The sequence below is a fragment of the Pseudomonas ulcerans genome, from assembly GCF_036324125.1.
In the GTDB taxonomy this organism is placed as follows: domain Bacteria; phylum Pseudomonadota; class Gammaproteobacteria; order Pseudomonadales; family Pseudomonadaceae; genus Aquipseudomonas; species Aquipseudomonas ulcerans.
Window position 1 is genome coordinate 246,225 of record NZ_JAZDQN010000005.1, and the last position, 10,947, is coordinate 257,171.

Here is a 10,947-nt window from a genome sequence, read left to right on the forward strand (position 1 = left end):
CGGTCGCTGTCTCTTTTTCCTACGCACCGCCTTGGAGCATCCGTGCAATGAGTTCTGCCTCTCTGATCAAGACCCCCGCCGAGAGGGTCCGGGTCAACAACGTGGTGTTTTTCACCTCCACGTTGCTGATCCTCTGTTTGACTGCCTTGCTGATCGCTGTTCCCGAGACCGCCGGTCGCGTGCTCGGCCAGGCCCAGGCCTGGCTGTCGCGCAGCTTCGGCTGGTACTACATGCTGGTGATCGGCGGCTACCTGCTGTTCGTCATCGCCATCGCCTTCTCCCGCTACGGCAAGCTCAAGCTGGGCGGGAAGGACGACAAGCCGGACTTCAGCTACGGCGCCTGGGCCGGCATGCTGTTCTCTTCGGGCATCGGTATTTCGCTGCTGTACTTCGGCGCTTCCGAGCCGCTGGATCACTACTTCAATCCGCCTGAAGGCGCACCGGCCAGCCTGGAATCGGCGCGTCACGGCCTGCAGCTGACCTTCCTGCACTGGGGCCTGCACGGCTGGGCGATCTACGCCCTGGTCGGCCTGGCCGTGGCCTACTTCGCCTACCGTCACAACCAGCCGCTGGCCCTGCGTTCGGCGCTGTACCCGCTGGTCGGCGAGCGCTGGGTCAAGGGGGCGGCTGGGCACACGGTCGACATCTTCGGCATGTTCGTGACCCTGCTGGGCCTGGTGACCAACCTCGGCATCGGCTCGATGCAGGTGTCGTCCGGCCTGGAATACCTGTTCGGCATGGAGCACAGCAATACCAACCTGCTGATCGTGATCCTGGTGATGAGCACCGTGGCGACCATCGCCGCCGTGTCGGGCGTGGAGAACGGCATCCGCCGCCTGTCCAACCTGAACATCCTGCTGTTCAGCGGCCTGCTGCTGTTCGTCCTGCTCAACGGCCCGACCTTGCACCTGCTCAACGGCTTCGTGCAGAACATCGGCGACTACCTCAACGGCGTGATCCTCAAGACCTTCGACCTCTACGTCTACGAAGGCGACGCGGCCAAGTCCGAGCGCTGGCTGGGCCTGTGGACCGTGTTCTACTGGGCCTGGTGGATTTCCTGGGGCCCGTTCGTCGGCATGTTCATCGCGCGGATTTCCCGTGGCCGCACCGTCGGCGAGCTGGTTGCCGGCGTACTGCTGATCCCGCTGGGCTTCACCCTGGCCTGGCTGTCGATCTTCGGCAACACCGCGCTGGACCTGGTGATCAACCAGGGTGCCGTGGAGCTGGGGCGGACTGCCTTGGAGCAGCCGTCGATGTCGATCTACCAGCTGCTGGAGCACTTCCCGGCGGCGAAGATCGTGGTCGGTGTCGCGGTGTTCGTCGGCTTCGTGCTGTTCCTCACCCCGGCCGACTCCGGCGCGGTGATGATGGCCAACCTTTCGTGCAAGGGCGGCAACGTCGACGAAGACGCGCCGCACTGGCTGCGCATCCTCTGGTCCGCGATCATCACCCTGGTGACCGTCGGCCTGCTGTTCGCCGGTAACTTCGAGGCGATGCAGACCATGGTGGTGCTGGCCGGCCTGCCGTTCTCGGTGGTGCTGGTGGTGTTCATGTTCGGCCTGTACAAGGCGATGAAGCAGGACAGCCAGGTCGAGCAGGAGCAGGCCGAGCTGGCTGCCCGTGGTCGCCGCGGCTTCAGCGAGCGCCTGAGCCAGCTGGACCTGCAGCCGACCCAGGCGATGGTCCAGCGCTTCATGGACAAGCAGGTCAGCCCGGCGCTGAAGGACGCCGCCGAGCAACTGCGCAACATGGGCCTGAGCGTGCAGACCCGCGTGGGTGCGGCGCGCGAGGCCATGGGCCTGCGCATCGAGATGGAAGAGGGCAACCCGTTCGTCTACGAAGTCAGCCTGGACGGCTACCTGGCCGCGCCGAGCGAGGCGCCGGTGGAAGGCGAGAGCGAAGTGTGCCAGCGCTTCTACCGCGCCGAGGTGTACCTGCACAACGGCAGCCAGGAATACGACCTGATGGGCTTCACCACGGAGCAGATCACCCGTGATGTGTTGGATCAGTTCGAGAGTCACCGGCAGTTGTTGGGTCGGGTCTATAGCTGACCGCTGAAGTGAACGAAGGGCCTCACCGGCAACGGTGAGGCCCTTTTTTTCGGCACTAGCCGATCACCCGGTTGCGCCCGCTCTCCTTGGCCCGGTAGAGGTTGTCGTCCGCCCGCTTGAGCACCTCGGAGGCGCTGTCTGCCTCGGCCTCGCGACAGGCCACGCCGACCGACAGGGTGATAGACCCGACGCCGGGCACCGCGCTGGCTTCGATCGTGGCGCGGATGCGCTCGGCGATTGCGCTGGCTTCGGCGAGGCTGGTGTCGGGCAGCAGCAGGATGAACTCTTCGCCACCGGCGCGGCAGGCCAGGTCACCGGTACGGGAGTGGCTTGCGATGATCGCCGCCACCTGTTTCAGCGCTACGTCGCCAGCCTCGTGACCATAGGTATCGTTGACCCGCTTGAAGAAATCGATGTCCAGGGCCAGCGCCGCGTACGGCCGTTGCGATTGATCGAGCAGTTCCAGCGCCGAGGCCATTGCCCGCCGGTTGGCCAGACCGGTCATGGGATCGCTTTGCGCCTCTTCGCTGAGCCGGCCGATCTTGTGATGGAGCAATTGCACGCTGGCGATCAGCGCCCGGCGAATCGCCGCCGGTTCCTTGTACCAGGCCTTGATCCGCCGCAGTTGCTCGATGGTCTGCGGCTGTTGCAGTCGGGTGGCGTTGTCCGCCAGTTGTTGCAGCGGCCGGGTGATCCAGCGTGCGCCGATCCACAGGATCAACAGGCCGACGATACTGGCCGGAAGCAGATCGAAGAACATCGACTTCATCAGTTGCCCTAGGGTGGACAGGGCGATGGCGCGAGGTTGCTGGGCGACCACCGCCCAGTCGGCATCGGCCACTGGCGCATAACCGGCCAGCATCGGCACGCCTCGCTGGTTGTCCATCGCCATGCTGCCGCTTTCGCCGCGCAGGGCGGCGTCCACCGTGGTGCTGGTCTTGAGCACTTCGCCGATGCGTGTCTCATCCGGGTGATGGAGCAGGCGGCGGTGCTTGTCGGCGACGAAGGCGAAGGTGCCGTCGTGGTGGAAATGGCTGGAGATCACCGTGCTCAGGGCGCTGTTCTTGCGGATATACACGGCGCCGCCGACCACCCCGAGGAAGCTGCCGTCACTGGCGAAGACGGGGTGCGAGATGAACACCATCAGGTGGCCGTTGCCGGCCGTGTAGGCGTGGCTGACCAGCGGCCGGCGCTGTTCCACGGCGCGCTGTATTTCCTCCGGGTTGAAGCTGCCGGCGGTGTTCAGCAGGTCGTCCGGGTGGGTGTGCAGGACCTTGCCGCCGGCGTTGGCGATCAGCACGTTGTTGAAGTCTTCGTCCTGGGCTTGCAGGCGGCGTGCTTCGGCGTGGAGCAGGCGTGGATTGTCGAAGTCCTCGGCCAGTTGCAGGGCACTGTAGCCGAGCTGGGAATGGGCCGACTTGAGGAAGGCACCGATGCTGGAGGCAACTTTGGCCGCATAGGCGTGGTTGGCTTCCAGGGTGGCGTGGATCAGGGCGTCGCGCTGCACGCCGTAGGCCACTGCCAGGCTGTTGGCCAGGGTGGCCAGGGCCGAGAACAGGGCGAAGGCCAGCATCAGGCTACGCAGGTCGAGGCGCCAGGAGGTGGGGAGTTTCATCGCGTGCGGGTCGTCCTGAGAGGGGCACGCGATTCAGGATAGGCGGGATTGGGGAAATCTCCTCGTCCCCTGTGGGAGCGGGTTTACCCGCGATTGCGATAGTGACTTCACCGGCGTAATCGCGGCGGTCCGGCGTGCCGGTAAACCCGCTCCCACAAGGTCCGCGCCAAATGTTCGATCTAGCCGTGGTTCTTGCCCAGCAACGCGTGATACAGCTCGCTGTCGCCAAGGATCCCGACCACCTTGTTGTCATCCTGCAGCACCAGCTTGTTGCCGGTCTGGTAACGGATCTGCAGTGCCTCGCGCATGCCGATGTTGACGTTGACCAGGGTCGGCTTGCGGCCCAGGTCTTCCACCGCCTGCCCGGGTGCCCAGTTCTGCAGGTCGAGGCCATTGGCGCCTTGGCGTGCGCCCTTGATCACGCCGTCGGCCAGGTCGAGCCAGGAGTCGCCGGACGGGTCGATGCACACCGAGCCATTGACCCGCTTGCAGTTGTCCAGGCTGCGCATCAGGCTGCGGCCGCACAGGACATTGAGCGGATTGGTGTGGGCGACGAAGGTACGCACGTAATCGTCGGCCGGGTTGAGCACGATCTCTTCCGGCTTGCTGTACTGGATGATCTTGCCGTCCTTCATGATGGCGATGCGGCTACCCAGCTTCAGCGCCTCGTCGAGGTCGTGGCTGACGAAGACGATGGTCTTGCTCAGTTTCTTCTGCAGGTCCAGCAATTCGTCCTGCAGGCCCTGGCGGATCAGCGGGTCGAGGGCGGAGAAGGGTTCGTCCATCAGCAGGATATCGGCGTCCATGGCCAGGGCGCGGGCCAGGCCGACGCGCTGCTGCATGCCGCCGGAGAGCTCGTCGGGCTTCTTGTTGCGCCACTGGGTCAGGCCCACCAGCTCCAGCTTCTCGTCCACCAGCTTGCGCCGTTCCTTTTCCGGCCGGCCCTGCATTTCCAGGCCGAAGCTGATGTTCTCGCGCACCGTCAGCCAGGGCATCAGGGCGAACTTCTGGAACACCATGGCGATGCGCTGGGTGCGCATCATCTTCAGCTCGGCGGGGGTGCAATGGGCGATATCGATATGCGCGCCTTCATGCTCGACGAACAGCTTGCCGCGGCTGACGGTGTTGAGGCCGTTGATGCAGCGCAGCAGGCTCGACTTGCCGGAGCCGGACAGGCCCATCAGCACGCAGATCTCGCCTTTGTTGATATCCAGGTTGGCCTTTTCCACGCCGACCACCAGCCCGGTCTTCTTCAGGATCTGCTCCCGCGACAGGCCCTGGTCTAGCAGGCTGAGGGCCTCCCGCGGTCGATTGGAGAAAATGACGTCTACGTCTTCGAAGCGAATGATGCTCATGCCTCACCCCTTACCTGTACATCGGGTTGTTTGCAGATACGGTCGAGCATGATTGCCAGCAACACGATCGCCAGCCCGGCCTCGAAGCCCAGGGCGATATCGGCGGTGTTCAATGCGTTGACCACGGGTTTGCCCAGGCCGTCGGCACCCACCAGCGCGGCGATCACCACCATCGACAACGACAGCATGATGCACTGGGTGACACCGGCCGCGATGCTCGGCATCGCATGGGGCAGTTCGATACGGGACAGCAGTTGCCGGCGCGAGCAGCCAAAGGCCTTGCCGGCGTCGAGCAGTTCCTGGGGCACGTCGCAGATGCCCAGGTAGGTGAGGCGGATCGGCGCGGCGATGGCGAACACCACCGTGGAGATCAGCCCGGGAACCACGCCCAGCCCGAACAGGGTCAGGGTCGGGATCAGGTAGACGAAGGTGGGGACCGTCTGCATCAGGTCGAGCACCGGACGCATGGCGGTGTAGAACATCGGCTTGTGCGCGGCGACGATGCCCAGCGGCACGCCGATGGCCACGCAGACCAGGGTGGCGAACATCACCTGGGCCAGGGTCTCCATGGTTTCCTGCCAGTACCCCAGGTTGAGGATCAGCAGGAACGAGGCGACGCAGAACGCGGTCAGCGCCCACTTGCGCTGGATCAGGTGCGCGCCCACCGCGATCAGCCCGATGAGGACGAACGGATTGAACCAGGTCAGCGCCCCGGTAAAGCCGTGGATCATCCATTCCAGCGCCGCGGCAAAGGCATCGAAGTAATTGGCGCCGTGTTGGGTCAGCCATTCAACGAAGGCCGCGATGTGCTGGCCCAAGGGTATTTTTTGATCGATCAGCATGATAGCGAGCGTCCACCTGCAAGGATTCGGAAACTCCCCGCGCCGGTCGTGGCCGACGCGGGGGCGTGCTTACTGCGTGAGTTTGGCCTTGGCGGCTTCCAGGCCAGGCTTGCCGTCCACGGTGGTGACACCGGCCAGCCAGGTGTCGAGCACCTGTGGGTTCTTCTTCAGCCACGCCTTGGCGGCGGCGTCGGGCTTCATCTTGTCGTCGAGGACGTTGCCCATCAGGCTGCTTTCCATGTCGAGGGTGAAGGACAGGTTCTTCAGCAGTTGGCCAACGTTGCTGCACTCCTGGACGTAGCCCTTGCGGGTGTTGGTCAGGACGGTGGCCTTGCCGAAATCGGGACCGAAGTAGTCATCACCGCCAGTGAGGTACTTCATCTCGAAGCGCTTGTTCATCGGGTGCGGTTCCCAGCCGAGGAACACCACCGCGGTGCCGCGTTTCACCGCACGGTCGACCTGCGACAGCATGCCGGCCTCGCTCGACTCCACCACCTTGAAGCCGGCGTCCTTCAGGCCGAAGGCGTTCTTGTCGATCATGCTCTGGATGGTGCGGTTGCCGTCGTTGCCCGGCTCGATGCCGTAGATCTTGCCGCCCAGGTCATCCTTGAACTTCGCGATATCGGCGAAATCGTGGAGGCCCTTGTCATACAGCGCCTTGGGCACCGCGAGGGTGTACTTGGCGTTTTCCAGGTTGGCGCGCACGGTTTCCACGGTGCCGGCATCACGGTACTGCTTGATGTCGTTTTCCATGGTCGGCATCCAGTTGCCGAGGAACACGTCCATGTTCTTGCCGTCGGCCAGCGACTTGTAGGTCACCGGCACGGAGATCATGGTGGTGCGGGTCTTGTAGCCGAGGGATTCGAGAACCACGCTGGTCACTGCGGTGGTGACCGTGATGTCGGTCCAGCCGACATCGGAGAAGTTGACCGTGTGGCATTGTTCAGGCTCCGCGGCCTGGGCCAGCACCGGGAGACTCAATAGCGCGGCCAGTAACAACGAGGGTGAACCTTTCATGTATGGACTCCTGAGTGTTTTTTTTCGGATGTCCCAGGGACCGCCGTGCTTTATCTCTGCATTCGGTCGGGCCGGCTGCCGGGCGACAGCGGGACGAGTGCCGTGCAATCGAGTCGATAACGATCATCTACCAGCGAAAAACAAACGCCTACAGGGTGCGTCGTAACCAGTACAGGCAGGGTCGCTTCCAGTGCCGGTGAGGTCGCATATGGATCAAACGGCCCCGATCCGGGCTCCTTCCCGTGAACTGCGCCGCAAAAAACGGCGCTTTCCGACCCTCCACGAAGGGCGGCGTTGCTGGACAAGAGTGAGTCGGTTGCAGACGTCAGGGGTGCCGGCAAAAACCTGATGATGCGCTGAATCGGCGGATCGCCGCCCAGTCAGCGTAGCAGCTGTGGCACCTGTGCCCGGGTTGCGCGCACCTGCCCAATTCAGGAGGTTCGTGGCCATGGCCATCAGTGTGTTCGACCTGTTCAAGATCGGTGTCGGCCCGTCCAGTTCCCATACCGTCGGGCCCATGCGCGCCGCGGCGTTGTTCGTCCAGGGCCTGCGCGAGCGCGGCGAGCTGGAGCGGGTGCGGCGCATCGAGGTGCGCCTGTACGGATCGCTGTCCGCCACCGGTGTCGGCCACGGCAGCGACAACGCGGTGATCATGGGCCTGATGGGCGAATGGCCGGACGCGATCGACCCGTCCAGCATCGGCCAGCGCATCCATGAATTGCGCGAAACAGACACCCTGAAGCTGGATAACCGGTTCCCCGTGGCCTTCGTCTGGGAGCGCGACATGCGCCTGCTGGACGAGAACCTGCCCTACCATCCGAACGCCATGACCCTGGTGGCCGAAGGCGACGCAGGCGAGTTGCACAGCGATACCTATTACTCGGTCGGCGGCGGTTTCGTGGTCGACGCGGCGCAGGCTGCCAGCGGCGTGCTGGACAGCGATACGACGGTCCTGCCGTACGATTTCAACAGCGCCGCTGAGCTGCTCGAACGCTGCAAGCAAAACGACATGCGCGTGTCGCAATTGATGATGGAGAACGAGAAGGTCTGGCGCAGTGAAGCGGAGATTCGCGCCGGCCTGATGAAGCTCTGGGATGCCATGCAGGAGTGCGTGGAAAACGGCCTCAAGTACGAGGGCATCCTGCCCGGCGGCCTCAATGTGAAGCGCCGTGCGGCCAAGCTGCATCGCAGCCTGCAGGAGCTGAACAAGCCCAACGTGATCGGCTCGACCCTGAGCGCCATGGAGTGGGTCAACCTGTATGCCCTGGCGGTGAACGAAGAGAACGCCGCCGGCGGGCGCATGGTCACCGCACCGACCAATGGCGCGGCGGGGATCATCCCGGCGGTGTTGCACTACTACATGCGCTTCAGCGACCAGGTCAGCGAGGCCTGCGTGGTCGACTTCTTCCTCGGCGCCGCGGCGGTGGGCATCCTGTGCAAGAAGAACGCGTCGATCTCGGGTGCCGAAGTGGGCTGCCAGGGTGAGGTCGGTTCGGCGTGCGCCATGGCGGCAGCCGGCCTGGCCGAAGTGCTCGGCGCGACCCCGGCGCAACTGGAAAACGCCGCAGAGATCGGCCTGGAACACAACCTCGGGCTGACCTGCGACCCGGTCGGCGGGCTGGTCCAGGTGCCGTGCATCGAGCGCAACGCCATCGCTGCGGTGAAGGCGATCAACGCCGCGCAGATGGCCCTGCGTGGTGACGGCGAACACTTCATCTCGCTGGACCGGGTGATCCGCACCATGCGCGATACCGGCGCCGACATGCATGACAAGTACAAGGAAACCTCCCGCGGCGGCCTCGCCGTCAGCGCCATCGAGTGCTGATCCCGCTGCGCTCTTTTCGCTCATCCGTGTAGGTCCGCGCCGCTTTTTGGCGCGCGGTCCTACAAGGCTCCTGCCTCACTGGTAACAAATTCCCCAGTACTTGCGGTGACATTCCTACGTGTCGTTTCTGGGCATCCCACCGCACAGTGCTACCGATCTGCTCACGACACATCTGGACATGCTTTGCCACGCGCCTTTGCGGGCAGATTTCATGTCGGTGGAAGCCGCTTCTTAGACGTATCGCGACGTCGCTTTCAGGATTTATTGAATACCCATTCAATTTCAGGCACGGCAATTGCGAGAGGAAGCACCATGCCCTGCAATCGAGTCGACAGGGCCCATAACAAAAAAAGCCCACGCCTGGGGCGCAACCTGCTTTGTGTGAGGAGAGATCGCGATGACGTCGTACAACTCCGGGACCCAATCCCAAGCCCGCACACCTCAATCCATCGGCTTCCTGCTGCTGGACAACTTCACCCTCATCTCCCTCGCGTCGGCGGTCGAGCCGCTGCGCATGGCCAACCAGCTGTCCGGTCGCGAACTGTACCGCTGGCACACCCTGAGCGTGGATGGCGGCCAGGTGTGGGCCAGCGACGGGTTGCAGATCACCCCGGACGCGGCGATGCACAAGGCGCCACCGATGGATACCGTGATCGTCTGCGGCGGCATCGGCATCCAGCGCACCGTCACCCGTGAACACGTGACCTGGCTGCAGAGCCAGGCCCGCCAGTCGCGCCGCCTGGGCGCGGTGTGCACCGGCAGCTGGGCGCTGGCCTGCGCCGGCTTGCTCGACGGTTTCGATTGCAGCGTCCACTGGGAGTGCCTGGCGGCGATGCAGGAAGCCTTCCCGCGGGTGAGCATGAGCACGCGCCTGTTCACCCTCGACCGCAACCGCTTCACCAGCTCCGGCGGCACCGCGCCGCTGGACATGATGCTGCACCTGATCAGCCGCGATCATGGCCGCGAGCTGTCGGCGGCGATCTCGGAGATGTTCGTCTACGAGCGCATCCGCAACGAACAGGATCACCAGCGTGTGCCGCTCAAGCACATGCTCGGCACCAACCAGCCGAAGTTGCAGGAAATCGTCGCGCTGATGGAGGCCAACCTGGAAGAACCGATCGACCTGGACGAGCTGGCGGTGTACGTGTCGGTGTCGCGCCGGCAACTGGAGCGGCTGTTCCAGAAGTACCTGCACTGCTCGCCGTCGCGCTACTACCTGAAGCTGCGCCTGATCCGCGCGCGGCAATTGCTCAAGCAGACGCCGATGTCGATCATCGAAGTGGCGTCGGTGTGTGGCTTCGTTTCCACGCCGCACTTCTCCAAGTGCTACCGCGAGTACTTCGGCATTCCGCCGCGTGACGAGCGTGTGGGTTCGAATACTGCGCAGCAGGTGGCGATGATGCCGATTCCGCAGGCGCTGGTGCTGTCGCCGATGGCCGGGCCGATGGCGGCGTTGAGCCAGGCGCGGAACGAGTCGACGTTTGCCAGTGTGAGGTTGTAAGCCGGAATTTGTGTTGAGTTGAAAGGGCCTCATCGCGGGTAAACCCGCTCCCACACTACGATCCCTGTGGGAGCGGGTTTACCCGCGATGAGGCCCTTTGGATTTCTATTGATGAGTTGCCTTGAACTCGGCCAGCGCAGGCAACAACTGCTTCTCGATGGCCTGGCGCACCGCTGGCAGGATGGTCGCGCTACCGGTGTACATCTGCTCCACCATCCCCTTCAGTGCCTTCGCCTGTGGCGCGTCCAGACCGCGCACGGCGTGCTCGCACGCCTGCTCGGCACTGACTCCGGAGGGCGTCTGGAAACCCAGGGCCCGCAGTTGCCCTACCAGGTCTTCCTGATCGATCAAGTCCGCATGCATCATGACTGTTGTCCTTGTGGCATTTAGAAGTCGTGGGTCGATTCTGGAAGCGCCCGGCAGAGGGGGCAAGGACAGTTTGTCGCGATGGCCGCTTTACCTATGAACAGGTCGTTTTCGGCAAAATCGAGTGACGCGGGAGTGTGCACACTGGGAGCCATGTACAGGTCGAGGGCGGTTTGGTCACCACCCTCCTGGCACAGGTAGGTTGCTCGCTCTTTGCCCCGGCTGCGTCACGGCTTGCCGGGGCAGTTTTTTGTGCGCATTTCTTGTGGGAGCGGGTTCACCCGCGATTACGTCAGTGAATTCACCACCGCAATCGCGGGTGAACCCGCACCAACAAGGGCAGCGGTACCACCGGCCAGCCCAATACCCCCCCGC

The 10,947-nt window shown here is 63.9% G+C and carries 8 protein-coding genes; 3 read left to right on the top strand and 5 right to left on the bottom strand.

From position 1 onward, the window contains the following. The first annotated feature begins 47 nt into the window (after positions 1 to 47). Positions 48 to 2,051: a choline BCCT transporter BetT gene (gene betT, locus V0R59_RS07340; protein ID WP_330073569.1), complete on the top strand. Its 2,004-nt coding sequence runs from the start codon at positions 48 to 50 to the stop codon at positions 2,049 to 2,051. A gap of 55 nt (positions 2,052 to 2,106) precedes the next feature. Here betT and V0R59_RS07345 read toward each other — a convergent pair whose 3' ends face one another. From V0R59_RS07345 to V0R59_RS07360, 4 genes are all read right to left on the bottom strand, one after another. Next, positions 2,107 to 3,666, bottom strand: a complete 1,560-nt coding sequence (locus V0R59_RS07345) for a GGDEF domain-containing protein (RefSeq protein WP_330073568.1) — start codon at positions 3,664 to 3,666, stop codon at positions 2,107 to 2,109. 179 nt (positions 3,667 to 3,845) lie between these two features. Continuing rightward, the gene (choV, locus tag V0R59_RS07350; RefSeq protein ID WP_330073567.1) at positions 3,846 to 5,021 is read right to left on the bottom strand and encodes a choline ABC transporter ATP-binding protein; all 1,176 of its coding nucleotides are present in this window, start codon (positions 5,019 to 5,021) and stop codon (positions 3,846 to 3,848) included. Then, the gene (gene choW / locus V0R59_RS07355; protein WP_330073769.1) at positions 5,018 to 5,866 is read right to left on the bottom strand and encodes a choline ABC transporter permease subunit; all 849 of its coding nucleotides are present in this window, start codon (positions 5,864 to 5,866) and stop codon (positions 5,018 to 5,020) included. The genes choV and choW overlap by 4 nt, the downstream gene beginning before the upstream one ends. Before the next feature lie 66 nt (positions 5,867 to 5,932). After that, positions 5,933 to 6,880: a choline ABC transporter substrate-binding protein gene (locus V0R59_RS07360; RefSeq protein WP_330073566.1), complete on the bottom strand. Its 948-nt coding sequence runs from the start codon at positions 6,878 to 6,880 to the stop codon at positions 5,933 to 5,935. A 448-nt stretch (positions 6,881 to 7,328) separates the two neighbouring features. Between V0R59_RS07360 and V0R59_RS07365 the strand changes: the two genes are divergently transcribed. Both V0R59_RS07365 and gbdR read left to right on the top strand, forming a co-directional pair. Then, complete coding sequence (locus V0R59_RS07365; RefSeq protein WP_330073565.1) at positions 7,329 to 8,705, top strand: L-serine ammonia-lyase; 1,377 nt, start codon at positions 7,329 to 7,331, stop codon at positions 8,703 to 8,705. Between the two features lie 397 nt (positions 8,706 to 9,102). Next, the gene (gbdR, locus tag V0R59_RS07370; RefSeq protein WP_042121347.1) at positions 9,103 to 10,206 is read left to right on the top strand and encodes a choline metabolism transcriptional regulator GbdR; all 1,104 of its coding nucleotides are present in this window, start codon (positions 9,103 to 9,105) and stop codon (positions 10,204 to 10,206) included. Between the two features lie 105 nt (positions 10,207 to 10,311). Here the strand turns inward: gbdR and V0R59_RS07375 are convergent, their stop codons facing one another. Continuing rightward, positions 10,312 to 10,572: a hypothetical protein gene (locus V0R59_RS07375; RefSeq protein WP_330073564.1), complete on the bottom strand. Its 261-nt coding sequence runs from the start codon at positions 10,570 to 10,572 to the stop codon at positions 10,312 to 10,314. Between the last annotated feature and the right edge of the window lie 375 nt (positions 10,573 to 10,947).

What these genes read in the sequence shown, in the direction of transcription:
- betT (WP_330073569.1), top strand. Translation starts at nt 48, where the DNA reads ATGAGTTCTGCCTCTCTGATCAAGACCCCCGCCGAGAGGGTCCGGGTC.
- V0R59_RS07365 (WP_330073565.1), top strand. Translation starts at nt 7,329, where the DNA reads ATGGCCATCAGTGTGTTCGACCTGTTCAAGATCGGTGTCGGCCCGTCC.
- gbdR (WP_042121347.1), top strand. Translation starts at nt 9,103, where the DNA reads ATGACGTCGTACAACTCCGGGACCCAATCCCAAGCCCGCACACCTCAA.
- V0R59_RS07360 (WP_330073566.1), bottom strand. Translation starts at nt 6,880, where the DNA reads ATGAAAGGTTCACCCTCGTTGTTACTGGCCGCGCTATTGAGTCTCCCG.
- V0R59_RS07375 (WP_330073564.1), bottom strand. Translation starts at nt 10,572, where the DNA reads ATGATGCATGCGGACTTGATCGATCAGGAAGACCTGGTAGGGCAACTG.
- choV (WP_330073567.1), bottom strand. Translation starts at nt 5,021, where the DNA reads ATGAGCATCATTCGCTTCGAAGACGTAGACGTCATTTTCTCCAATCGA.
- V0R59_RS07345 (WP_330073568.1), bottom strand. Translation starts at nt 3,666, where the DNA reads ATGAAACTCCCCACCTCCTGGCGCCTCGACCTGCGTAGCCTGATGCTG.